We start from the raw sequence: 22,925 nt of genomic DNA on the forward strand, positions 1-22,925 counted from the left end.
GACGCGGCCCGAGGACACAAAAGCAAAAATGATTCAGCGCCGGGTTTGCTAAACTTCACTTAACATCATCCCTAAGAGCGATGTGTCAATTAAGGACAAATTCCCGGTTGATGGGTAAACCCGTGAACCTCTTTTTTGCGCAATGTAAGGTGTCATATCAATGATCACAATTGACGGTAATGGTGCAGTCGCCTCGGTTGCGTTCCGCACCAGTGAAGTCATCGCCATTTACCCGATCACGCCAAGTTCAACCATGGCTGAACAGGCCGACGCGTGGGCGGGAAACGGGCTTAAAAACGTTTGGGGCGACGTCCCACGCGTGGTAGAGATGCAGTCCGAAGCCGGGGCCATTGCTGCCGTGCACGGCGCCTTGCAGACCGGCGCACTGTCGACATCATTCACCTCATCGCAGGGTCTCCTGCTGATGATCCCCACGCTGTATAAACTGGCCGGGCAATTGACGCCCTTTGTGCTGCACGTCGCGGCGCGCACCGTCGCGACCCATGCGCTGTCTATTTTTGGCGACCATTCCGACGTCATGGCGGTGCGCCAGACCGGCTGCGCCATGCTGTGCGCCGGTAGCGTGCAGGAAGCGCAGGACTTTGCGCTGATCTCGCATATTGCGACGCTCAAGAGCCGCGTGCCGTTTATTCACTTCTTCGACGGGTTCCGCACGTCGCATGAGATTAACAAAATCGTGCCGCTGGCCGACGATACGATCCGCGGCCTGCTGCCGCAGGAGGACATCGCCGCCCACCGCGCCCGCGCCCTGAACCCGGAACATCCGATTATTCGCGGTACCTCCGCAAACCCGGATACTTACTTCCAGTCTCGTGAAGCCACCAACCCGTGGTACAACGCGGTCTACGATCACGTTGAACAGGCGATGAATGATTTCGCCGATGCCACCGGCCGCAGCTATAAGCCGTTTGAATATTACGGCCACCCGCAGGCGGAACGCGTTATCGTCATTATGGGTTCGGCGATCGGCACCTGTGAAGAAGTGGTGGATGAACTGCTGACGCGCGGCGAAAAAGTTGGCGTGCTGAAAGTTCGCCTCTATCGTCCGTTCTCAGCAAAACATTTATTGCAAGCGCTGCCGGAAAGCGTGCGTAGCGTCGCGGTGCTTGATCGTACCAAAGAGCCGGGCGCCCAGGCCGAGCCGCTCTATCTTGACGTGATGACCGCGCTGGCGGAAGCCTTCAACCAGGGTGAGCGTGAAACCCTGCCGCGGGTGATTGGCGGCCGCTATGGCCTGTCGTCAAAAGAGTTCGGCCCGGACTGCGTGCTTTCTATTTACCACGAGCTGTCGCAGGCGAAGCCAAAGTCGCGCTTCACCGTCGGCATTTATGATGATGTCACTCACCTCTCCCTGCCGCAGATGGAAAACACCCTGCCATCTCACGCGCGTCTGGAGGCGCTGTTCTACGGATTAGGCAGCGACGGCAGCGTCTCGGCGACCAAAAACAACATCAAAATTATCGGTAACTCTACGCCGTGGTTTGCCCAGGGTTACTTCGTCTACGACTCTAAAAAGGCCGGGGGCCTGACGGTCTCTCACCTGCGCGTGAGCGATAATCCAATTCGCTCTGCTTATCTGGTCGCGCAGGCCGACTTTGTCGGCTGCCATCAGCTACAGTTTATTGATAAATACCAGATGGCCGAGCGCCTGAAGCCCGGCGGTATTTTCCTGCTTAATACGCCTTACAGCGCCGATGAAGTGTGGGCGCGCCTGCCGCAGGAAGTACAGGCAGTGTTGAACCAGAAACACGCGCGTTTTTATGTGATCAACGCTGCCAAAATTGCCCGCGAATGCGGACTGGCGGCGCGTATTAATACCGTGATGCAGATGGCGTTCTTCCACCTGACGCAAATTCTGCCGGGCGATAGCGCGCTGATGGAGCTGCAAAACGCCATCGCGAAAAGCTACAGCAGCAAAGGTCAGGATCTGGTTGAGCGTAACTGGCAGGCGCTGGCGCTGGCCCGAGAGTCGCTGTTCGAAGTGCCGCTACAGCCGGTGAGCGCCAGCAGTCCAAACCGCCCGCCGGTCGTCTCCGACGCCGCGCCGGACTTCGTCAAAACCGTCACTGCCGCCATGCTGGCGGGCCTCGGCGATGCCCTGCCGGTATCCGCCCTGCCGCCAGACGGTACCTGGCCCGTTGGCACCACCCGCTGGGAAAAACGCAATATCGCCGAAGAGATCCCTATCTGGAAAGAAGATCTCTGTACCCAGTGTAACCACTGTGTTGCCGCCTGCCCGCACTCCGCCATTCGTGCCAAGGTGGTTGCGCCGGACGCGATGGAGAACGCCCCGGCATCTCTGCATTCGCTGGACGTGAAATCGCGCGATATGCGCGGTCAGAAATATGTCCTGCAGGTCGCGCCGGAAGACTGTACCGGCTGCAACCTGTGCGTTGAGGTTTGCCCGGCGAAAGATCGCCAGAACCCCGAGATCAAAGCCATCAATATGATGTCGCGTCTGGAGCACGTTGAAGAAGAGAAAGTGAACTATGACTTCTTCCTCAACCTGCCGGAAATCGATCGCACCGCACTGGAACGCATTGATATCCGTACTTCGCAGTTGATCACTCCGCTGTTTGAGTACTCCGGCGCCTGTTCCGGCTGTGGTGAAACGCCGTATATCAAGCTGCTGACCCAGCTGTACGGTGACCGTATGCTGATTGCCAACGCCACCGGCTGTTCGTCTATTTACGGCGGTAACCTGCCCTCTACGCCATATACCACCGACGCGAACGGCCGCGGGCCAGCGTGGGCTAACTCGCTGTTTGAAGATAACGCCGAGTTTGGTTTGGGCTTCCGTTTAACGGTCGATCAGCACCGCCAGCGCGTGATGCGTCTGCTGGACGGCTTCGCCGAGCAGATCCCGGCCGAATTGAACGAGGCGCTGCACGCTGATGCCACGCCGGAAGTACGTCGTGAACAGGTGGCCGCCTTGCGCAGCGTGCTGAACGGCGTGGAAGGTGCGCAAGAGCTACTCACCGACGCCGACGCGCTGGTCGAGAAGTCTATCTGGCTGATTGGCGGCGACGGCTGGGCCTACGATATCGGCTTCGGCGGTCTGGATCATGTGATGAGCCTGACCGAGAACGTCAATATCCTGGTGCTTGATACCCAGTGCTACTCCAACACCGGCGGTCAGGCTTCGAAAGCGACGCCGCTCGGCGCGGTGACCAAGTTTGGCGAGCACGGCAAACGTAAAGCGAGAAAAGATCTCGGCGTCAGCATGATGATGTACGGTCATGTCTACGTCGCGCAGATCTCGCTGGGCGCACAGCTTAACCAGACGGTGAAAGCGATTCAGGAAGCCGAGTCCTATCCGGGTCCGTCGATTATCATCGCCTACAGCCCTTGCGAAGAGCACGGTTACGATTTGGCGCTTAGCCACGATCAGATGCGCCAGCTTACCGCTACCGGCTTCTGGCCACTGTTCCGCTTCGACCCACGTCGTGCCGACGAAGGTAAAATCCCGCTGGCGCTGGATTCCCGTCCGCCGTCAGACGCGCTGGCCGAGACGTTAATGAACGAACAGCGTTTCCGCCGTTTGAACAGCCAGCAGCCGGAAGTGGCCGAGCAGCTGTGGGAGGATGCGGCAGAGGATCTGCAGAAACGCTACGACTTCCTCGCCATGATGGCCGGCAAGGCGGAAAAACCGACGCCGCAGGAATAACCGAATTAAGGTCATTCTCAAACCATAAAAAAAGCCCGAATGTAAATTCGGGCTTGTCATTTTAAGATGACGAAGAATATTAAAGACACACGGCAACATAAATACGTTGTGTGACAAAAAGGCATATAACGGCCGTAGCTTACGTCAGCGCTTTTTATTTGTATAATTTTTATTTTATATATATTCCACCAAATCATTCACGATAATTATCATCATTTCATCCGAATTATATCCTTTAGATTTTACTCATGTTGTAACAAATGTTATTTACCATCTCAGATTCGTCTCTATTAGCATGACTGTGCTTTCTTAGTCAGAAAGTGCGCGTATAAAAAATACTAAAGGAATATATTCAATGAACAGAAAAGTACTGGCCCTCGTTATTCCTGCCCTGTTAGCCGCAGGCGCAGCGCATGCCGCAGAAGTTTATAATAAAGACGGCAACAAATTAGACATCTATGGCAAGGTAGATGGTCTGCATTATTTCTCCAGCAACTCTGCTAGCGATGGCGATCAGTCGTATTTCCAGGGCGGCTTCAAAGGCGAAACTCAGATCACTGACCAACTCGTAGGCTATGGTCAGTGGGAATACAAAGTGATGGCGAACCAGACCGAAAGCAATACTGGTACCGGCTTCACCCGTCTGGGCTTTGCTGGTCTGAAATTCGGAGACTACGGTTCATTTGACTACGGTCGTAACTATGGCGTGCTTTATGACGTAGAAGGTTGGACCGATATGCTGCCAGAATTCGGCGGTGATTCCTACACCTACGCTGACAACTTCATGACCGGCCGTGCTAACGGTGTTGCAACCTACCGTAACAACGACTTCTTCGGTCTGGTTGATGGTCTGAACTTTGCGCTGCAGTTCCAGGGCAAAAACGAAAGTCAGGGTACTCCTGATGACGTTGGTACTAACAACCGTGGTGCCCTGGCTGATGAGACTAGCATCATTAACGGTGCTGCAAACAAAGCAAGCAATGACAAAGAAGTTCGTTATGACAACGGCGACGGCTTTGGCATGTCTACTTCTTATGATTTCGGTATGGGCTTCAGCGGTTCTGCTGCTTACGCATCTTCTGACCGTACTAACGATCAGATCACTCGTACTACCGCTAAAGGTGACAAAGCTGACGCATGGACCGTTGGTCTGAAATACGACGCGAACAACATCTACCTGGCGACCATGTATGCGGAAACCCGCAACATGACTCCATACGGTGACAGCAATGGTGTTGCAGATAAGACTCAGAACTTTGAAGTAACTGCTCAGTACCAGTTCGACTTTGGTCTGCGTCCAGAAATTTCTTACCTGCAGTCTAAAGGTAAGGATCTGACTGTAACCAGCAATGACGCTCATTTCACTGGTGGTGATAAAGATCTGGTTAAATACATGAGCCTTGGCGCAACCTATTACTTCAACAAAAACATGTCCACCTACGTTGATTATAAAATCAACCTGCTGGATGGCAACGACAGCTTCTACGCTGACAACGGTATCAACACCGATAACGTTGTGGCACTGGGCCTTGTTTACCAGTTCTAATGCAACAAAAAACCCGCTGGTAACAGCGGGTTTTCTCTTTTTACCACACCAGCACAGACTCACTGCACCGCGCTTTCCCCGTGAATCTCACCTTTAAATCCGGTTTTGGCAATTGCCGCTAATAACCGTTGATTATCAAACCCCTCCGGCACCACCACAACCGCCTGGCGCGTTTTCAACGAAGCTTTCGCCTTAATCACACCATCGGTGCTGCGCAGCGCCTGGTTAATGGAAATCACGCACAGCGGGCAGTTCATTTCGCCGACATCAATGGTGACCTGTTTATCAGCCGCCCAGCTCAACGGCGTAAACATCAGCAACGCCAGACACACCCATTTTTTCATTCCATCCACTCCCAGACCCACGGTAAGACATACGGATAGGTAATCAAGGCCAGCACTAACGGCACCGCCAGCCAGTACAACCACACCAGCACCCGACGGCTCACGACGTTAACGCATACCGGTTTCGACGACAGATGCAGACGCCAGAATCCGCGCGCCATCAGCCCCACGGCGACAATAATCATCGGTATTTGCAGCCAGGAAGCCCCCGGAATGCCCACCAGCCCGGCGGCTGAAACCCCAAACACCAGATACAGCAGCGGCCCAATACAGCACAGCGTTGACGCGCCCGCGGCCACGATCGCCGCGAGCAACGTTAACACTCCGCCCTTAATGCTGTTCGACGCTGACATAGTCGTAGCTAAACGCAGCTGGGTCGTAGAAATTCAGCGGGTCACCGTCGACTTCCGCATACGGATAGCCCAGATTGTTGACATCACCCTGCTCCGCGGCTGGTGACAGCGTGAAATCACGCGCGTGGTTGAATCCCACCCAGTTCATTTCCCAGTTGCCAAACAGATAATCGTTCACCGCGGCGACCGCCGGGTCGCCGTTCTCCTTTTTCTCCGTCAGACGCATTTTGGTCACGTCCGCCGGGTCTGCCGGCATCCAGCCGAAACCGGCTAACCAGAACATCGCGCGGCAGTGTTGACCGCCGCTGATTTTAGCCACGCCTTTATCGTCGGCGCTGCCAAATGCTTTCGTGGAGTATTGATTAAGCTTGCGGCTCGCACCTAAACGGATGCCAAACATTTCACGCGCCGGAATGCCGGCCGCGCGGCAGAGGGCGACAAACACCGAGTTAATGTCGGTGCATTTACCGCCGAGTTTGCCGGTTTTCAGAATCTCCCCGACATCGCCCGTACCGCAGCCAATCACCGCGTCATCACGATGCATATGGGTGCTGACCCAATCGTGAATCAAACGCGCCTGCTTCAGCGGCGCTTTTTCGTTGCCGATAATGTTAAGTGCGGTCTCTTTCACCAGCCCATCAACCGGAATATGCGCCGTCGCCTGCAGGAAAGGTTTAATCTCATCGGGGATCACCGCACCTTCGCTCGGCAGTTGCCAGTCGGCCAGACGGTTGTCTTTCAGCACTTCCCAGTCGCGTGTTTCAATGTCCATCTCCACTTTAATATCCAGCGGGCCGCTTGAGGCCGGCCAGGTCACGTACAGCACTTTTGCGCCGTAGCGGTTATTGGCATTCAGTGTGGCGGTTTGGTAGTTGCCGCTGAAGGAGAGATTTAGCAGCTGCTGGAAGGCGGTATCTTCCGGTATGGGGATCCACAAATTCACCTTCCCGGAAGAGCCTTCCGGAGCTTTCAGGCTATAGGTTTGGGTCATAATGAAGCGGCGGTATTTGCCGGAAGATGAGACGGCAGGTTGATCCTGCGTTTCTGTTTTCGCAAAAACCGGGCTGACCAGCCCCAGCGTCGAGAGGGCAGCGGCACCTTTGAGGAAGTTACGCCTTTGCATTGTGTATCCTTCATCACCAGAAAAAGCTGGCGCTTAACCCCGCACCTGCGGAGGTTGGCCGCTATTATGCGACCATGTATTCATCACCACAATGAATAAGAGGCCATAAAATCCTACGCGCTCAAAATATGGCAACCTACAGCAAACGTTATGTTATAACAATGATAAAAACGGTGGACTGCGGATTATTCTGATAACCTCGTTCTTCCAGACCAGATGTCATTATAGTTTCCGGGGTAAATCATGCTCTTTCCAGCGGATATTTGTCGGTAATGTTGGCGATTTCCCCATTAACTGACCAGACATACCTCGCGCTAATAAGTCTGTGAGTGTGAAATAATATGTTAACTTAATGGCTTGTTATCAATGACGTTAGCTGTAAACTGTTTCGCGAACTCGCCTGTAAATGGGTATTTATATTGCATTAATGCGGCCATTGAAAAATCACGGCCAGTGGGCAATTGATTATAAAAAATAAAATTTCATGTGGTTTTATGTTACAAATGAAAAGAAAATCAACAGAAAAACAAAATAAAGACTCATTTATTACGTCTCGTTACACAATAATCTGTCTGGGTATCCTTGGCTGCCTGGGCGTTTTATTGATCAGGGTTGCCGACCTGCAGTTTTTAAATCATCCAATGCTGGCAAAAGAGGCCGATCAACGATCCCTGAGAACCGTGGTGCTGCCGACAAACCGTGGCACATTAGTCGACCGCGATGGCGAGGCGCTCGCCATGAGCGTTCCATCCCGCGACGTCGTGGTCGATCCGGTAAAAATTGTTGAGGCCAGCCCAAATTTCCACGATGCGAAATGGCAATATCTCGCCTCGGCGTTGAATACCCCTGTCGATCAAATTGCGAGCAAGATTTATCAGAATGCCCACCGTCACTTTCTATTCCTGGGACGCAAAGTTGAGCTTGGGATTGCGAAAGATATCGCCGATCTGCATATAAAAGGTATCAGTGAAGTGTATGACGACAGTCGTTTCTACCCAATGGGGGAAGCAGCGGCGCCTTTAATCGGTATTGTGGGGGCAGATAATAATGGCCTGAACGGCGTAGAACGTGGCTACGATTCTATTTTACAGGGCGAGCCGGGCAAGGAAATTTATCGTAAAGATGCCAATGGCGGTATTATTAACGTTCTTGATTATGACGCGCCGAAACAGCCGCCAACCGTTCAGCTCAGTATTGATAAATTTGACCAATATACGCTGTATAGCAAACTGCGCGACGGCGTGCTGCTGAATAAAGCGGACTCAGGCGCAGCCGTACTGGTCAAAATTGATACCGGTGAGATTCTGGCCATGGCCTCTTATCCCTCGTACAACCCCAACAATTTCGATAACGCAACACAAACGCAAATGCGTGATGTGGCGATTAACGACAGCTTCGAACCGGGTTCTACGGTCAAGCCGTTGGTGATTATCGAGGGGCTGGAGAGAAACATTATTCAGCCAAATACTTTGCTGGATACCACCCCCTATCGCGTCAATGGCCATCTGATTCGCGACGTGGGCCATTGGCCACAGCTGACGCCAACCGGTATTCTGCAAAAATCGAGCGATATCGGCGTTTCTCATATTGCGTTGGCGATGCCGGCACAGGCGCTGGTTGATACCTATCAGGCGTTCGGTCTTGGCAAACCCACCGGCCTGGGGCTTAGCGGGGAAAGCGTAGGCTATTTTCCGCTGCACCGTCGGCAGTGGGCCGATATTGAACGCGCGACCTTCTCCTTCGGCTACGGATTACGCGTCACGCCGCTGCAGATAGCCCGCGAATACGCCACCCTGGGTTCGTTTGGGGTCTATCGTCCGCTGTCGATCACCAAAGTGACCCCGCCGGTAATGGGCCAGCAGGTGGCCGATCCGTCGATCGTCAAAACCGTGGTACATATGATGGAAAGCGACGTGCTTCCCGGCGGCAGCGGCGTGCGGGCGGCGGTGCCGGGGTATCGACTGGCGACCAAAACAGGGACCGCGGAAAAACTGGGCGATAGCGGCAAGTATGACGGCGGATATGTGAACTACACAGCAGGCGTCGCGCCGGTTAGCCACCCGGAGGTCGCACTGGTCGTGGTCGTTAACAACCCCACTGCCGGTACCCACTTCGGCGGTTCCGTCGCCGCGCCGATTTTCGGCAACATCATGGGGCCGGTATTGAAGAATATGAATATCGCGCCGGACGCGCTGATACAGTAAGTGCCAAAATTTGGCTGCGGTGCTTACCTCTCCCGCAGCCATTTTTCATACTGCTCAGGCCACGCAAGAGTTTGGGTTCCTGCCCTGCCCATCCCAAAGCCATGCCCACCGGAAGGATAACGATGCATTTCTACCGATACGCCTGCACGAAGGCAGGCCGTCTGCAAAATTAAGGTGTTGTGCGGATCGGACACCGAATCATCTTCCGCCTGGACCAGAAACATCGGTGGAGTTGTGGGCGTCACGTAATGTTGTGCTGACCAGGCGGCATCCTGCGCCTGCGTCGCATTCTTACCCACCAATACACGATGCGTTGCACTGTGGCTGTAAGGTTTCTCCAGCGTCACGATGGGATAAACCAGCGCCGCGCCATCGGCTCGCGCCGGTAGGCTGTCCAGCGCATCAAGCGGCGTATAGCTGCGCTCGTCAGCGCGCGTTACCGCCATTCCCAACAAATGCCCTCCGGCGGAAAAACCCAGCACGCTCACCCGCGTCTCCCGCTGGCGGATGATGCGCAACGCCCGCTGGGCATCCTGTAAAGCAACGCGAGAGCCGTCGTGCCAGCCTTCTCCCGGCAGGCGGTAGCTGAGTATATAAGCGGTATAACCTCGGGCGACCAGCACGCCGTGCCCATTCGACTTTACTGGCGTCACAATGGTGAGAAAGGGAACAGCGATATGACGCTGCGCCTCGTGCACGCTCAGTTGCAATGGCCCCGTTGGACCGCCGCCGCCGGGCGGAATACCCGGCCATAGCGGCAGCATCTCTGTCGAGACGTCAGAAGGCGTGGATAAAGACAGCCCCGCCCTCGCCGCCAACAGCGCGGCGCTCAAACCGAGAAGAAATTGACGACGCCGCATAGTGTCACCCTGACGCGAAAAGTGCTTTCAGTTAAGCAGATAAATAAGAGGGAAAAATGAAGGTCGTCGGGCTAAATTCTGAAAAATGCATCGCACTGTATATTTACACAGCATCTGCATTGCATGGGTTCCAGGCGCTGCTATAGGATCGCTGTAATCCCACGTTGTGGGAGAGGCGCAGCGTTGCGGGGGTTTGATCCCCGGCGGCATCTGTTGCTGGAAAGAGAAAACCCCCGCACGTTGTTCGATATCATCTGGCAACATAACGGGGGCTAGTCTTGAACCCAAGCAACTCAAGAATAGCCGCTAACCATTGCCATTGCAATCAGGATGGCTCTATGACACTGATGCAGTGGGTGCTTATGTTCTGGCACGATCTGGCCGCTCCGGTCATGGTCGGCGTGCTCACCGGTCTGATCCTTAACTGGTGGCGCAAGCGGAAGTAAGCGCCCGGGCGTCAGGCTGCCTGAATGGCAACATGCGCCCGAACCGGGCCGCAGGGGAAACCTTGCGGCTCTTTTCGTCGCTGGGTATTTTCTCATAAACTATTCGGGGTATTCCGCTCACAGGATTTGCATTTTTCATCGTTATATAATCAAATATACATCGATTATTCCCCTCCTCGATGAGCAATGCATGTCTACATTACAACGTTTACTCCTGAGCTTGACGCTGGCTTGTGCCAGCCTGACAGCCGCAACGCCTGCGCTGGCCGAGCGTACCGTCACCGATCAACTGGGTCGCAAAGTCACCCTGCCTGATACCGTGAATCGCGTTGTGGTGCTCCAGCACCAGACGCTCAACCTGCTCGTGCAGCTCAACGCCGCCGACGACATCGTCGGCGTATTAAGCAGTTGGAAAAAACAGCTCGGCCCAGAATTCGCGCGCTTTATGCCCGGTATTGCCAAACTGCCGATGCCCGGCGATCTGACCCAGGTGAATATGGAAAGCCTGCTGGCGCTGCATCCGCAGGTGGTGTTTGTCGCCAACTACGCGCCGGCGGCGATGATTCAGCAGATAACCAACGCCGGGATCCCGGTGGTAGCCATTTCTCTGCGCCAGGACGCGGCGGGTGAGAAAAACAAAATGAATCCCTCAATGACCAATGAGGAACAGGCTTACAACGACGGGCTCAAGCAAGGTATTCGGCTGATTGGCGACGTGGTCAACCGCACCGCCCAGGCGGATGCATTGATAGACTACACCTTTGCCGCACGCGCCAGATTTAACGCGCCGGTCGCGGATATTCCGGCGGCGGAAAAAGTACGCGTCTATATGGCCAATCCGGACCTGAACACCTACGGTTCCGGTAAATACACCGGCCTGATGATGCAACATGCAGGGGCGATGAACGTTGCCGCCGCTACGGTGAAAGGCGCACGCCAGGTTTCGCTGGAACAGGTATTGCAGTGGAATCCGCAGGTGATTTTCGTGCAGGACCGTTATCCCGAGGTGGTCAAACAGATCGTCAACGACCCGCAGTGGCAAGGCATTGACGCGGTGAAAAATCATCGCGTGTGGCTGATGCCAGAATACGCGAAAGCCTGGGGCTATCCTATGCCGGAAGCATTGGCTATAGGCGAACTGTGGATGGCGAAAAAACTCTACCCGGAACGCTACCAGGACATTGATGTCGACGCGCAGGCCCAGGATTACTACCAACGTTTTTATCGTACCGACTGGCGGCCAAATGCACAGCAGTAGTCACGCCGTCAAGGTACAGGGTGGTCTGATGCTGCTCACCCTGGCCGTGGCGGTGTCTTCTCTCTGCCTGGGTCAATACAAACTGTCGATAGGCCAGGTGCTGACTCAGTTTGCGCAGCCGCACAATACGTTAGCGATCGCCCATCAGATTGTCTGGGAAGTTCGCTTGCCGCGTATTTTGCTCGCCCTGCTGGCAGGCGGCGCGCTTGGCCTGTGCGGTGCCACCTTACAGGGGGTATTCCAGAACCCGCTGGTGGATCCGCACATTATCGGCGTCACCTCCGGCTCCGCGTTTGGCGGGACGCTGGCCATTCTGCTCGGGCTGAGTATGCCGCTGATGATGAGCACCACTTTCTTCTTCGGCCTACTGGCGCTGACGCTGGTGTATCTGCTCGCCGCGCTTCAGGGCCGGGAGAACACGCTGGTACTGATTCTCGCGGGGATCGTGCTCAGCGGTTTCTTCGCCGCGCTGGTCAGCCTGATGCAGTACCTGTCGGATACGGAAGAAGTGCTCCCCAACATCGTCTTCTGGCTGCTGGGGAGCTTCGCGACCGCTAACTGGCACAAAGTACTGCTCCTGGCCCTGCCGGTGGTCGCCGCTTCGCTGGTGCTGTACCGGCTGCGTTGGCGTATCAACCTGCTGTCGCTGGACGACAAAGACGCACAAGCGCTGGGCGTCAGCGTGACCGCACTGCGCCGCGGCGTGCTGCTCTGCTGCGCACTGCTGGTTGCCGCGCAGGTGGCGGTCAGCGGCAGTATTGCGTGGGTGGGCCTGGTGATCCCACATCTGGCGCGGATGCTCTGCGGTGCCGACCATCGCCGTTTGCTCCCCTGTGCCTTCTGGATGGGGGCCTGTTTTATGATTGTGGTCGATGATCTGGCGCGCACGCTGACCGCCGCCGAGATTCCGATTGGTATTATTACCGCGCTGGTTGGCGCGCCGTTATTTGCCGTGATGCTGGTTCGGGCTAGCCGCAAAGGGATGCTGAAATGACGCCGACCCTAACGCTATCCCAACTGGAATATGGCCATCAGTCTCCGCTGTTTACGCCGCTGAACCTGCACTGCCAGCCCGGAGAAATATGGGCGATTCTCGGCGCCAATGGGCGCGGTAAAAGTACCCTACTCGATACCATTACCGGCGTTTTACCCGCGCTTTCGGGCAGCGTGAAAGCCTCCGGCGGAGTGGGCATCGTGCCGCAGTCATTCCGTCCGGCCTTCGGCTGGCGGGTAAAAGAGGTGGTGTTGATGGGTCGTGCGCGGCATATCGCCCTCTTCGCCCAGCCGCAGAAAGCAGATGAGCGTCAGGTACTTGATGCGCTGGCCCAGCTAAACATCGCTGACCTGGCCGAGACGCTATTCAGCGCCCTCTCCGGCGGCCAACAGCAACTGGTGATGATCGCCCGCGCGCTGGTCGGCGCCAATCAGAATATCTTGTTGGATGAACCCTGTTCAGCGCTGGATCTGGGCAATCAGCAAACGGTATTGCAGTTGATTAGCGATCTGTCTCACACGCAGTCGCGCACGGTGATGTTTACCACGCACGATCCCACTCATGCGCTACAGGTCGCCAGCCACACGCTGCTGCTGATGCCGGGCAACCAGTGGTTGGCCGGGCCAACGTCGGAGGTAGTGCTGGAAGCGAATCTCCAGCAGGCTTACGGCGTGCAGGTCCGTCGACTCGAACTTGAGGGTTATCCGTCTCCGGTGGTAACGCCGCTCTTTAGCATTCGTCGCCCGGCAACATAAACCCGGCGTCGCGCAAACAGCGCTGCCCCTCTTCACCGAGGATAAACTGGCAGAACCGATGCGCGGCGTCACGCTCATCGAGCAGCGTCAGGTAGTATTCACAGCAGATGTTCCACGGCGCAGGGATCGTCACGCAGCTGACTGTCACCTGATTCGCCAGCGCCGCCGCGTAGTGCGCATAGCCGATAAACAGATCGGCGTGCCCTTCATCAATAAGCCATCGGCTGGCGATAACGCCATTCGGTAACGTGAGCGAATTTTCCCCGCCAACCAGCGGCATCGCACGCTGCTTTAGCGCGTTACCCAATCCTGGATGACTATGTTCAATCCGCTCAAACAGCTGCCACGTATAATCACCTGAAGGATCGCACTGCGGTGTGGAGGTGCCTAAGCGCAGCGTTGTATCCGCCAGCAGCTCCAGCCACGTTTTGCCCATCGTCTGCGGCGTATTTCGAACGGTCAACATCAGCGTGTTACGGGCAAACAGATGGAGACCGCGGGCGCGCCCCGCATCACAAAGCGTTTGCGGATGCTGACGGTTCGCCGAGGCAAACAGCGCGCACCGCTCGCCATTCTCGATCCGTTCACGCAGAAGCCCCGCCGGGCCAAAAACCAGTGAAACCGGAATATCGGTCTGTGCGGTAAACGCCGCCTGGAGGGGAATCAATGCGCGGCGAAGGCTTCCCGCCGCCATCAGTGTCAATGTGGAGTGCATAAGCGCAAGATTATAGCCCGAAAATAAGCGTTATATTATCCGGGCTATTACGCTATTGACCAGCGCTTTAGTAGCGAATTTCCGCCAGCGCCTGCAGTTGCTCCGGCGTCGCCACCGGCAGATGGAAGAAGTCCAGGTAGGCCGGGATCATTTCAAACAGCATATCGGTACCTCGCTGCACCGGGCAGCCGCGGGCCATCGCCGCCTGTAGCAACGGAGTGTATTCCTGCTTCATCACCACTTCACCGACAAACGTCCCAGCATCAAGGCGTTCGACATCCAGCGGTAGCGGATCGCCGGGCGACATACCGAGCGGCGTGGCGTTGACCACCAGCGAATGCCCCGCCGGATCGCCCGCCATCACCGTCAGCGTCAGCTGCGGATAGTGCGCGTGCAAACGATCGGCCAGCGCCCGCGCCGCGCTTTCTTGGGCGTCAACCAACGTTAGCGCACTGATCCCCGCCGACGCGAGCGAGGCGGCAATGGCTGACCCCACGCCGCCGCTGCCCACCACCAGCGCCCGCGCGCCGGTAGTGCGAAACCCCTTGCGCTGGATACCGCGCACAAAGCCGTCGCCATCAAACATATCGCCAGTCAGCGAACCGTCGGCTTCCCGGCGAATCGCGTTACAGGCACCGGCAATCTGCGCGGTGGGACTCATCCGGTCGACCAGTTCGCAGGTGGCGATTTTATGCGGCATGGTCACCAGCGCCCCCGCGATGTTGGTGAGCGAAAACAGCGTGGGGATCAGCGCCGCATAGTCTTCCGGCTTCACGCCCATCGGCACCACTTTGACATCCACGCCCTGGTCGGCAAACCAGGGGTTATAGATCATCGGCGCTTTAAAACTTTCGGTTGGATAACCCAAATGAGCAATTAACCGCGTATGCCCACTAATTTGCATGTACGTCCTCCTGCTCAGGCAGATCCAGTTCGATACGCTTCACGTCGCCGAGAATAAACAGATACGCCACTACGCCGAGCAGCGCCGCGCCGCCGATGTAGACCAGGGCGTAGAAGAAGCTGCCAAAGGCGGCGACGATAAAACCGATTACCAGCGGCGTGAGGATGCCCGCCAGGTTAGCGCAGAAGTTAAACAACCCGCCGGTCAAACCGCCCAACCCTTTTGGCGCCATGTCGGAAATTAAGGTCCAGCCAAGGCCGACCATCCCCTGCCCGAAGAAGGCAAAGGACATCACCAGGATCACCGCCGTGTCGCTGGTCAGCCAGTTGGCGCTAATAATGCAGCTCGCCATCAGCAGGCCGGCGATAATCGGCAGCTTACGGCCCAGATTCGCGCTGCCGGTTGCTTTGAGTAATTTGTCAGACACCCAGCCGCCAAACATCACGCCGCCCGCCGCTGCCAGGAACGGCAGAATGGCAAAGAAGCCAACCTTCAACCACGGCATATGACGTTCGGTAGCCAGATAGGTCGGGAACCAGGTCAGGAAGAACACCAGAACGGTATTACCTGCGAACTGGCCGATGCTGGCACCAATAATTTGCCGTTTGCGCAACAGCTGACGCACCAGCGGCCAGCTAAAGGCTTTACGCTGCTCGGCACCGGTGGTCATGCCGCCGCCCGCGGTGATGTATTCGCGCTCCTGCTGGCTCAGACGGCGGTCTTCGTGCGGTTCGCGATAGTGACGCCACCAGACCAGCGCAAACAGCAGCCCGACCACGCCAACGGTAATAAACAGCGTGCGCCAGCCAAAGCCGTCCATAATCCAGAACAGCAGCGGCGCGAAGCAGGCGAGTCCGAGATATTCACCAACGGTATAGACTGCGGTCGCCTTTGCGCGCTCGTGCTGCGGGAACCATGCGCTGACCACCCGGCTATTGACCGGAAAGCATGGCGCTTCGCTGACGCCAAGACCAAAACGGCACAGCAACAGCGTTTTCAGCCCCACGGCGAAACCGTGGAACAGCGTGAACAGTGACCAGAAGCTAAGGGCCAGGAAATAGGTCACCTTATTACCAAAGCGGTCGAGGAACATGCCGCCTGGAATTTGCGCCAGCGCATAGGTCCAGGCAAAGGCGGAAAAGACAATCCCCATCACCGCCGCGCTGATGCCGAGCTCCTGGGTCAGCTGCGGTGCCGCAATGCCCAGAACGGTACGGTCGAGATAGTTAATCATGGTCCCCACTGCCAGCAGCGCCAGAATACCAATGCGCCGCCGGGAGCGAGGTACCGCGTTAACCGCCTCAGCGGTAGCCACGCGATTTTGGCCAAGTGAGTTCATAGTGTTTACCTGTCGTTGTCGAGTGCAGATGAAAGTTTATTGTTATGGTCTGTCCGTCAGCGTACCGGGTGGTACATCCCCCCGCTAACGGTACTGCATAGCCGCCAGCCGCACGGCAGCGTTCACCGCGCCGTATTGCGCGTAGCCGTGGCGTCTTTCGGTTAATTCAAAGAAGAAGCGTCCTTCGCTGAACGGCCAGGTGTAGCGATGTAAAAACTCGCCGCCCGCCCCGTCGCGATCGTAAAGAATCTGCTGACGCTGTAAGGTTTCCACCTGCGCCGCGTCGCCGAACCGCGCCTGTAAATCCTCGTAATAGTTGGCCGGTACCGGCAGCGATAGCGAGGCCGCCAGCGGCTGATTTTCCAGGAAAGCTGGCAGATCGCCGCTGGCGAACGCCGCATGCTGTAAACCGGCCCCCTGATAACACGCCACCGAGCGGGCAATCTGCGTCGCGCGGCTCTGAGATATGTTTAGCGCCAGGCGCACGTTGCCCTGTGGGCTTTGCACCGCCAGGCTGCGTACCAGGCCGTAAGGATCGGGCATGGTCTGCTCATGTTCCAGCGTGAACCCCAGCACCGCACGGAAAAACATCACCCAGTTGTCGCGGCTGTCAGCCTCCATACCGAGCGCCAAATGGTCGATCCCTAACAGCTGTCCGTTGGTCGCCGCGTCGGTGAGGTTGAAATCCTGCGCGTAGATATCCTTCTGGTCATCCACCAGATAAACCAGACTGCCGTCCGGTGCGCACACCGCAGGGATGGTGCTCTCATTCGGCCCCACCTCCCCCTGCCAGGTCGCGTAACCATAGGCTTTGGCGCGGGCAATAATCGGCGCGCTGGCGCTGACGCGCAAGGCCATGGCGCACAGCGAAACGCCGTGACGTTGATAGAAGTGATCCGCCCAACTGTGCGATTGATAGTTAATGATCACTCGTGCACCGCCGTTACTCCACAGCGCTACCTGCTTGGAACGGTGCTTCCCTGCCAATTGAAACCCCATGCCACCGAGCATGACGCCCAGCTTTTTCGCCTCGGCGGGGCTGGCGGCAAATTCAATAAATTCGATATCGCTAAAAGCGGGAAGATCGGCCGTCTGGAAGAGTTCGGCATCGCTTTCGCCCAGCGCGCGGTGGGTTTGCTCCTCCAGCCACAGCAGGGAACGGTAGCCATCTTTCGCCGTCGCGCCGTTCGGTGAAGCGCGGAAACCGTCGTTAAAGATTTCCAGCGACCACGGCCCACGGTAGCCTAAACGAGTCAGTTCACGGGTAAATTCCACCAGCGGCAGTTCACCCTGCCCCGGGAAACAGCGGAAATGGCGGCTCCACTCCAGCACGTCCATTTTCATCAATGGCGCGTCGGCGAGTTGGAGGAAAGTGATTTTCTCCATCGGCACTTCGTGCAGGCGGCTAAGATCGTCGCCGAGCGCCAGAATATGGAAACTGTCGAGCACGATACCCATCGCCGGGCTATCCACGGCTTTCACCCGCTCCCACGCCTGATACCAGCGGTTTACGTGGGCCCCCCACGCCAGCGCTTCATAACCAATATGGATATTTTCCTGCTCCGCCAGCGTCGCCAGCGCCCGCAGGTCGGCCACCTGCTGATCGAAGTCGGCAGAACTGTCGGCCTGTACGTTGCTGCACAGCAGCAGCGTGTCGCAACCCAGCTCATGCATCAGCGCAAACTTGCGCTTCGCCCGCGCCAGGTTGGCCGCGAACTGGGCGCGCGTGCCGCCCTCAAAATCGCGAAACGGTTGAAACAGCGTGATTTTAAGCCCCAGATCGTCGGCCATGTTACGGACATCCGCCGGTGTACCGGTATAATAGAGCAAATCGTTTTCGAAGATTTCAACGCCCTGATAACCCGCCGCTGCAATCGCGCTCAGTTTTTCAGGCAGGGTTCCGGAAATGGATACGGTAGCAATAGAACGCAACATAGTTTCACCTGGCTCACGCTGTAACAGTTGCATCGAATATGAATCATTTGGTTCAGAGATGCCAGAATTGGTTGCTAAATTGTGATCATTATGTGTATTTTTTGTGCCCGGTAAAATAAACAGGAGTTGTTATGTCAGCCATTGCTCAAGATGAAGCACAGTCGCTAAAAACACGGATTTTTACCGCCGCCATTGCGGTGTTCGCCGAGCATGGGCTAGCTGGCGCACGCATGGAGCAAATTGCCTCTGAGGCGCAGACCACAAAACGGATGGTGGTTTACTACTTCAAAACCAAAGAGCTGCTGTACCAGGCGGTTCTGCAATATGTTTATTCGCGCATTCGCGAAACGGAGCAAAAGCTTGGGCTGGAGAACCTGCCGCCGGTTGAGGCGCTGGTGCAGCTGGTGAAGTGGAGCGTTCGCTATCATGTCGAACATGCGGATTTCATGCGGATTATCTGTATGGAGAATATGCAGCGCGGAAAATGGCTGCTGGCTTCAGGCGATTTGAAGCGCCTGAACAAGAGCGCCCTCTCTCTGCTGGAGCAGATTCTGCACCGTGGGCAAGAGTTGGGTATATTCCAGCCTGAACTTGAGGCCCGTGACGTTCATCGGTTGATCAGCAGCTTTAGCTTCTATCAGGTGTCGAACTTCTACAGCTTTAATAGTCTCTACCTTGAAGGTCCGCTTCCGGACATCGATGATGAAGCGCTCATTCGCCATCACAGCGAGCTGGCGGTGAAATCGATTCTGCGCTTCGTTATCGCGTAATTCAAAGGGTTACGGTTGTCCCGAGAGCGCCGTGACCACTTTCTGCATCGCTTCACGCGTCAGCTCTGTGCGCTGGACCTTGTTATTCGCCAACGCAGTGCGCAGCACCCCGGCAATCACAATATGCTTTGGTTCCTGCCCTAAATCGCGCATTTCCAGCACGACTTTGCCCACTACGCGACACATTTCCTGGTATAAAACGTCGTCTTTCGCCTGATTTCCCATCGTTTACGCTCGCTAATTTCCATTAATAATCAATTCATTATTGGTTGGTTTCGCCCATAAAGCAAATTTGCGCCTGTCGTTATGCGTCGGTAGACCGATTGTTGCGCATCGCCACTGTTACATTTTCACAAGAAAATCGTTTTTGATTTGTTAATTAGCTAGTTTTATTTTTGAAACAGCGTTTTTATTTTCTTTTTTCGCCATAACATCGTATAATCCGCCGCGTTTCTTTCTTGAATGGTTTCAGCTCATTGGACTACATCAATAAACGATTAAAACATCGCCTTTTTGACTATGCTGAACCTCTAGCACACTTTCCTCTGCACGCTTTTTTTATGTCACCTATCCTTATGGCGTGGCATAGCAACTTTCGTAATACAGGTTTGACTCCGTGGCCGTGCGCGCATGGAGCGAGAATTCAAAATCCCAATCCTTCTCAATCTCAACTTAAAGACTAAGACTGTCATGAAAAAGACCAAAATTGTTTGCACCATCGGGCCGAAAACCGAATCCGAAGAGATGTTAGGCAAAATGCTCGACGCGGGCATGAACGTTATGCGTCTGAACTTCTCCCACGGCGACTATGCTGAACACGGTCAGCGCATCCAGAACCTGCGCAACGTGATGAGCAAAACCGGTAAGAAAGCCGCTATCCTGCTGGATACCAAAGGCCCGGAAATCCGTACTATCAAGCTGGAAGGCGGTAACGACGTTTCCCTGAAAGCTGGCCAGACCTTCACCTTCACCACTGACAAATCTGTTGTCGGTAACAGCGAAATCGTTGCTGTAACCTACGAAGGCTTCACCAAAGATCTGTCCGTTGGTAACACCGTACTGGTTGACGATGGTCTGATCGGTATGGAAGTCACCGCTATCGAAGGTAACAAAGTTATCTGTAAAGTGCTGAACAACGGCGACCTGGGTGAAAACAAAGGCGTTAACCTGCCGGGCGTTTCTATCGCTCTGCCGGCACTGGCTGAGAAAGACAAACAGGACCTGATCTTCGGTTGCGAGCAGGGCGTTGACTTCGTTGCGGCTTCCTTTATCCGTAAACGTTCTGACGTCGTTGAAATCCGCGAGCACCTGAAGGCGCACGGCGGCGAAAACATCCAGATCATCTCCAAAATCGAAAACCAGGAAGGCCTGAACAACTTCGACGAAATCCTCGAAGCGTCTGACGGCATCATGGTTGCTCGTGGCGACATGGGCGTTGAGATCCCGGTTGAAGAAGTTATCTTCGCGCAGAAGATGATCATCGAAAAATGTATCCGTGCTCGTAAAGTGGTTATCACCGCGACCCAGATGCTGGATTCCATGATCAAAAACCCGCGCCCTACCCGCGCGGAAGCTGGCGACGTCGCTAACGCCATCCTCGACGGTACCGACGCAGTGATGCTGTCTGGCGAATCCGCTAAAGGTAAATACCCGCTGGAAGCTGTGACCATCATGGCAACCATCTGCGAACGTACTGACCGCGTGATGACCAGCCGTCTGGAGTTCAACAACGACAGCCGTAAACTGCGCATCACCGAAGCCGTTTGCCGTGGCGCGGTTGAAACTGCGGAAAAACTGGACGCGCCGCTGATCGTGGTTGCTACCCAGGGCGGTAAATCCGCACGCGCTATCCGTAAATACTTCCCGGATGCCACCATCCTGGCGCTGACCACCAATGAAACCACTGCGCGTCAGCTGGTGCTGAGCAAAGGCGTTGTCGCTCAGGTTGTCAAAGAAATCAGCTCTACCGATGATTTCTACCGCATGGGTAAAGAAGTCGCTGTAGAAAGCGGCCTGGCGCAGAAAGGCGACGTGGTTGTCATGGTTTCCGGCGCGCTGGTTCCAAGCGGCACCACCAACACTGCTTCCGTGCACGTACTGTAATAATTCACATACTTATTATAGTTTGCCTAAAAAAGCGCCCTCGGGCGCTTTTTTTATACATTCTGATAACCGAGCTCAATAAAAAATCCAATAGGCTGTCACTATTTAAACTTTGATTATCTAAGATGAATCCGATGGAAGTCCTCTGTTTTCACACACATTTTCCCCGCAAAACCGTAAAGTCGATGCTTCTTTGAGCGAACGATCAAAAATAAGGGAAATCGCATAAAAAAATATTCTCAATATAAAAAAGTTTGTGTAATACTTGTAACGCTACATGGAGATTAACTCAATCTAGAGGGTATTTATAATGAATCGTACTAAACTGGTACTGGGCGCGGTAATCCTGGGTTCTACTCTGCTGGCAGGTTGCTCCAGCAATGCTAAAATCGATCAGCTGTCTTCTGACGTTCAGACTCTGAACGCTAAAGTTGACCAGCTGAGCAACGACGTGAACGCAATGCGTTCCGACGTTCAGGCTGCTAAAGACGACGCAGCTCGTGCTAACCAGCGTCTGGACAACCAGGCTCACTCTTACCGTAAGTAAGAGTTCTGGTAATAAAAATGGCGCACATTGTGCGCCATTTTTTTTGCCTACGATTTACCCTTCTCTACTGCGTAACGGTTTCTGAAGTCGCTGTACTATTCTGAGCCGACAGTACCGATGCCGCGCCCTTCCCCTCAGAGACAATCACCGGATACCCGGCACGACGCGACAGCGCGCTTTTCACCTGCCCTTCACTCACCTGTTCAGCAAACTGCTTGAAGCCCGACGACAACGTCATCTTCATAGTTTGCGTATCCTGCGCTTCGTTCTGCGACAGCGGGCGATGCACTTCCAGATAACGCGTGCCGTTGGGTTCAACCGCGTACTTCACCGGCTCATTAATCACCCGCACCGGCGTGCCGCTGCGCACCTGCGCAAACAGCGCCTTAATATCCGGCGCATTCATACGAATACAGCCCGAGCTGACGCGCAGGCCGACGCTATCCGGCGCGTTGGTACCGTGGATAAGATATTCCCCGTTACCGTAGGCCAGACGCAGCGCATAGAGCCCTAATGGGTTATTTGGCCCGGCAGGCACGACCGGCGGCAATGTGACGCCACGTTCCAGTGAACGCTTGCGGATACCCGCCGTCGGCGTCCAGGTCGGATTTGGGATCTTCTGCCCTACCCGTGTCGTCATTTCCGGGGTTTCAAGCCCCTGCAGGCCAATGCCAATCGGGTAGACCTGTACCTGCTGTTCGCCCGGCGGGAAGTAGTACAGGCGCAGTTCGGCAAGGTTAACCACAATCCCTTCACGCGGCACGTCCGGCAGCAGCATCTGCGATGGAATGGTCACCACGGTACCCGGACGAGGAACCGGCGCGATCGTATTGTTGGCTTCGAGAATAAGCATCGCCGCCGTATCAAAGCGGCGGGCGATCGCCTGTAGGTTCTTATCCCCTTCCTGAACGGTGTAGGTTTGATTGTGGCCGATTAAACGGCTATTGGCTGGGGGTAATGGGTAGTCGACTGCCCAGGCGCTGGAAATCGCGCTGAGGGCACCTAAAATGCTGAGTGTTAAGAGGGACGCGCGCTTCATAT

The 22,925-nt window shown here is 55.5% G+C and carries 21 protein-coding genes; 11 read left to right on the forward strand and 10 right to left on the reverse strand.

The features are described from left to right. Positions 1-160 precede the first annotated feature (160 nt). Both nifJ and ompC read left to right on the forward strand, forming a co-directional pair. Positions 161-3,688 carry a pyruvate:ferredoxin (flavodoxin) oxidoreductase gene (nifJ, locus tag ABTW00_RS12700; protein ID WP_433635895.1) on the forward strand — a complete coding sequence of 1,176 codons (3,528 nt, stop codon included), beginning with the start codon at positions 161-163 and terminating at the stop codon, positions 3,686-3,688. 355 nt (positions 3,689-4,043) lie between these two features. Next, the gene (gene ompC, locus ABTW00_RS12705) at positions 4,044-5,234 is read left to right on the forward strand and encodes a porin OmpC (protein WP_433635897.1); all 1,191 of its coding nucleotides are present in this window, start codon (positions 4,044-4,046) and stop codon (positions 5,232-5,234) included. A 59-nt stretch (positions 5,235-5,293) separates the two neighbouring features. On the opposite strand, the gene ABTW00_RS12710 is transcribed toward ompC, so the two are convergent. From ABTW00_RS12710 to ABTW00_RS12720, 3 genes are read right to left on the reverse strand one after another with little or no spacing between them, the layout of a single operon-like run. Then, the gene (locus ABTW00_RS12710) at positions 5,294-5,578 is read right to left on the reverse strand and encodes a heavy-metal-associated domain-containing protein (protein WP_433635898.1); all 285 of its coding nucleotides are present in this window, start codon (positions 5,576-5,578) and stop codon (positions 5,294-5,296) included. Then, on the reverse strand, positions 5,575-5,901 hold the full coding sequence (locus ABTW00_RS12715) for a hypothetical protein (protein WP_240492983.1): 327 nt from the start codon (positions 5,899-5,901) through the stop codon (positions 5,575-5,577). Before ABTW00_RS12715 ends, ABTW00_RS12710 begins: the two co-directional genes overlap by 4 nt. Before the next feature lie 7 nt (positions 5,902-5,908). After that, positions 5,909-7,054 (reverse strand): transglutaminase domain-containing protein, encoded by a 1,146-nt coding sequence (locus ABTW00_RS12720; RefSeq protein ID WP_433635901.1) that lies wholly within the window; start codon positions 7,052-7,054, stop codon positions 5,909-5,911. 503 nt (positions 7,055-7,557) lie between these two features. Between ABTW00_RS12720 and ABTW00_RS12725 the strand changes: the two genes are divergently transcribed. After that, the gene (locus ABTW00_RS12725) at positions 7,558-9,258 is read left to right on the forward strand and encodes a penicillin-binding transpeptidase domain-containing protein (RefSeq protein WP_420811703.1); all 1,701 of its coding nucleotides are present in this window, start codon (positions 7,558-7,560) and stop codon (positions 9,256-9,258) included. Positions 9,259-9,281: 23 nt separating this feature from the next. On the opposite strand, the gene ABTW00_RS12730 is transcribed toward ABTW00_RS12725, so the two are convergent. After that, the gene (locus tag ABTW00_RS12730) at positions 9,282-10,118 is read right to left on the reverse strand and encodes an alpha/beta hydrolase (RefSeq protein ID WP_433635902.1); all 837 of its coding nucleotides are present in this window, start codon (positions 10,116-10,118) and stop codon (positions 9,282-9,284) included. Positions 10,119-10,456: 338 nt separating this feature from the next. Between ABTW00_RS12730 and ABTW00_RS12735 the strand changes: the two genes are divergently transcribed. From ABTW00_RS12735 to ABTW00_RS12750, 4 genes are all read left to right on the forward strand, one after another. Then, entirely contained in the window at positions 10,457-10,564 is a 108-nt protein-coding gene (locus tag ABTW00_RS12735) for a type I toxin-antitoxin system toxin Ldr family protein (protein ID WP_433635903.1), read from the forward strand. A 190-nt stretch (positions 10,565-10,754) separates the two neighbouring features. Next, entirely contained in the window at positions 10,755-11,822 is a 1,068-nt protein-coding gene (locus tag ABTW00_RS12740; protein WP_433635905.1) for an ABC transporter substrate-binding protein, read from the forward strand. Next, positions 11,809-12,816, forward strand: a complete 1,008-nt coding sequence (locus ABTW00_RS12745; protein ID WP_065357567.1) for a FecCD family ABC transporter permease — start codon at positions 11,809-11,811, stop codon at positions 12,814-12,816. The genes ABTW00_RS12740 and ABTW00_RS12745 overlap by 14 nt, the downstream gene beginning before the upstream one ends. Next, entirely contained in the window at positions 12,813-13,571 is a 759-nt protein-coding gene (locus ABTW00_RS12750; protein ID WP_433635907.1) for an ABC transporter ATP-binding protein, read from the forward strand. Before ABTW00_RS12745 ends, ABTW00_RS12750 begins: the two co-directional genes overlap by 4 nt. Here the strand turns inward: ABTW00_RS12750 and ABTW00_RS12755 are convergent. The 4 genes from ABTW00_RS12755 to ABTW00_RS12770 form a co-directional block, all read right to left on the reverse strand. Beyond that, the gene (locus tag ABTW00_RS12755; RefSeq protein WP_433635909.1) at positions 13,546-14,286 is read right to left on the reverse strand and encodes a substrate-binding domain-containing protein; all 741 of its coding nucleotides are present in this window, start codon (positions 14,284-14,286) and stop codon (positions 13,546-13,548) included. The genes ABTW00_RS12750 and ABTW00_RS12755 overlap by 26 nt on opposite strands. A 67-nt stretch (positions 14,287-14,353) precedes the next feature. Further along, a complete protein-coding gene (locus tag ABTW00_RS12760; RefSeq protein ID WP_433635910.1) occupies positions 14,354-15,190 on the reverse strand; it encodes a shikimate dehydrogenase family protein in 837 nt (278 codons plus the stop codon). After that, a complete protein-coding gene (locus tag ABTW00_RS12765; protein WP_433635911.1) occupies positions 15,180-16,529 on the reverse strand; it encodes an MFS transporter in 1,350 nt (449 codons plus the stop codon). The genes ABTW00_RS12760 and ABTW00_RS12765 overlap by 11 nt, the downstream gene beginning before the upstream one ends. Before the next feature lie 84 nt (positions 16,530-16,613). Continuing rightward, on the reverse strand, positions 16,614-18,464 hold the full coding sequence (locus ABTW00_RS12770; protein ID WP_433635912.1) for a bifunctional sugar phosphate isomerase/epimerase/4-hydroxyphenylpyruvate dioxygenase family protein: 1,851 nt from the start codon (positions 18,462-18,464) through the stop codon (positions 16,614-16,616). Between the two features lie 131 nt (positions 18,465-18,595). On the opposite strand from ABTW00_RS12770, the gene ABTW00_RS12775 reads away from it, so the two are divergent. Continuing rightward, a complete protein-coding gene (locus tag ABTW00_RS12775; RefSeq protein ID WP_065357561.1) occupies positions 18,596-19,234 on the forward strand; it encodes a TetR family transcriptional regulator in 639 nt (212 codons plus the stop codon). A 9-nt stretch (positions 19,235-19,243) separates the two neighbouring features. On the opposite strand, the gene fumD is transcribed toward ABTW00_RS12775, so the two are convergent. After that, the gene (gene fumD, locus ABTW00_RS12780) at positions 19,244-19,459 is read right to left on the reverse strand and encodes a fumarate hydratase FumD (protein WP_065357560.1); all 216 of its coding nucleotides are present in this window, start codon (positions 19,457-19,459) and stop codon (positions 19,244-19,246) included. Between the two features lie 251 nt (positions 19,460-19,710). Between fumD and ynhH the strand changes: the two genes are divergently transcribed. The 3 genes from ynhH (at position 19,711) to ABTW00_RS12795 (ending at position 21,884) form a co-directional block, all read left to right on the forward strand. Then, positions 19,711-19,917, forward strand: coding sequence for a protein YnhH (ynhH, locus tag ABTW00_RS12785; RefSeq protein ID WP_425337848.1), 207 nt, complete (start codon positions 19,711-19,713; stop codon positions 19,915-19,917). Between the two features lie 7 nt (positions 19,918-19,924). Further along, positions 19,925-21,337, forward strand: a complete 1,413-nt coding sequence (gene pykF / locus ABTW00_RS12790; protein WP_064545844.1) for a pyruvate kinase PykF — start codon at positions 19,925-19,927, stop codon at positions 21,335-21,337. Between the two features lie 310 nt (positions 21,338-21,647). Further along, entirely contained in the window at positions 21,648-21,884 is a 237-nt protein-coding gene (locus ABTW00_RS12795; RefSeq protein ID WP_002908860.1) for a major outer membrane lipoprotein, read from the forward strand. 64 nt (positions 21,885-21,948) lie between these two features. Here the strand turns inward: ABTW00_RS12795 and ldtE are convergent, their stop codons facing one another. Continuing rightward, complete coding sequence (gene ldtE / locus ABTW00_RS12800) at positions 21,949-22,923, reverse strand: L,D-transpeptidase LdtE (RefSeq protein ID WP_433635914.1); 975 nt, start codon at positions 22,921-22,923, stop codon at positions 21,949-21,951. Positions 22,924-22,925 lie beyond the last annotated feature (2 nt).

Source organism: Kluyvera georgiana (assembly GCF_050990895.1).
Lineage (GTDB): Bacteria > Pseudomonadota > Gammaproteobacteria > Enterobacterales > Enterobacteriaceae > Kluyvera > Kluyvera georgiana.

What these genes read in the sequence shown, in the direction of transcription:
- nifJ (WP_433635895.1), top strand. Translation starts at nt 161, where the DNA reads ATGATCACAATTGACGGTAATGGTGCAGTCGCCTCGGTTGCGTTCCGC.
- ompC (WP_433635897.1), top strand. Translation starts at nt 4,044, where the DNA reads ATGAACAGAAAAGTACTGGCCCTCGTTATTCCTGCCCTGTTAGCCGCA.
- ABTW00_RS12710 (WP_433635898.1), bottom strand. Translation starts at nt 5,578, where the DNA reads ATGAAAAAATGGGTGTGTCTGGCGTTGCTGATGTTTACGCCGTTGAGC.
- ABTW00_RS12720 (WP_433635901.1), bottom strand. Translation starts at nt 7,054, where the DNA reads ATGCAAAGGCGTAACTTCCTCAAAGGTGCCGCTGCCCTCTCGACGCTG.
- ABTW00_RS12725 (WP_420811703.1), top strand. Translation starts at nt 7,558, where the DNA reads ATGAAAAGAAAATCAACAGAAAAACAAAATAAAGACTCATTTATTACG.
- ABTW00_RS12730 (WP_433635902.1), bottom strand. Translation starts at nt 10,118, where the DNA reads ATGCGGCGTCGTCAATTTCTTCTCGGTTTGAGCGCCGCGCTGTTGGCG.
- ABTW00_RS12735 (WP_433635903.1), top strand. Translation starts at nt 10,457, where the DNA reads ATGACACTGATGCAGTGGGTGCTTATGTTCTGGCACGATCTGGCCGCT.
- ABTW00_RS12740 (WP_433635905.1), top strand. Translation starts at nt 10,755, where the DNA reads ATGTCTACATTACAACGTTTACTCCTGAGCTTGACGCTGGCTTGTGCC.
- ABTW00_RS12745 (WP_065357567.1), top strand. Translation starts at nt 11,809, where the DNA reads ATGCACAGCAGTAGTCACGCCGTCAAGGTACAGGGTGGTCTGATGCTG.
- ABTW00_RS12750 (WP_433635907.1), top strand. Translation starts at nt 12,813, where the DNA reads ATGACGCCGACCCTAACGCTATCCCAACTGGAATATGGCCATCAGTCT.
- ABTW00_RS12755 (WP_433635909.1), bottom strand. Translation starts at nt 14,286, where the DNA reads ATGCACTCCACATTGACACTGATGGCGGCGGGAAGCCTTCGCCGCGCA.
- ABTW00_RS12760 (WP_433635910.1), bottom strand. Translation starts at nt 15,190, where the DNA reads ATGCAAATTAGTGGGCATACGCGGTTAATTGCTCATTTGGGTTATCCA.
- ABTW00_RS12765 (WP_433635911.1), bottom strand. Translation starts at nt 16,529, where the DNA reads ATGAACTCACTTGGCCAAAATCGCGTGGCTACCGCTGAGGCGGTTAAC.
- ABTW00_RS12770 (WP_433635912.1), bottom strand. Translation starts at nt 18,464, where the DNA reads ATGTTGCGTTCTATTGCTACCGTATCCATTTCCGGAACCCTGCCTGAA.
- ABTW00_RS12775 (WP_065357561.1), top strand. Translation starts at nt 18,596, where the DNA reads ATGTCAGCCATTGCTCAAGATGAAGCACAGTCGCTAAAAACACGGATT.
- fumD (WP_065357560.1), bottom strand. Translation starts at nt 19,459, where the DNA reads ATGGGAAATCAGGCGAAAGACGACGTTTTATACCAGGAAATGTGTCGC.
- pykF (WP_064545844.1), top strand. Translation starts at nt 19,925, where the DNA reads ATGAAAAAGACCAAAATTGTTTGCACCATCGGGCCGAAAACCGAATCC.
- ABTW00_RS12795 (WP_002908860.1), top strand. Translation starts at nt 21,648, where the DNA reads ATGAATCGTACTAAACTGGTACTGGGCGCGGTAATCCTGGGTTCTACT.
- ldtE (WP_433635914.1), bottom strand. Translation starts at nt 22,923, where the DNA reads ATGAAGCGCGCGTCCCTCTTAACACTCAGCATTTTAGGTGCCCTCAGC.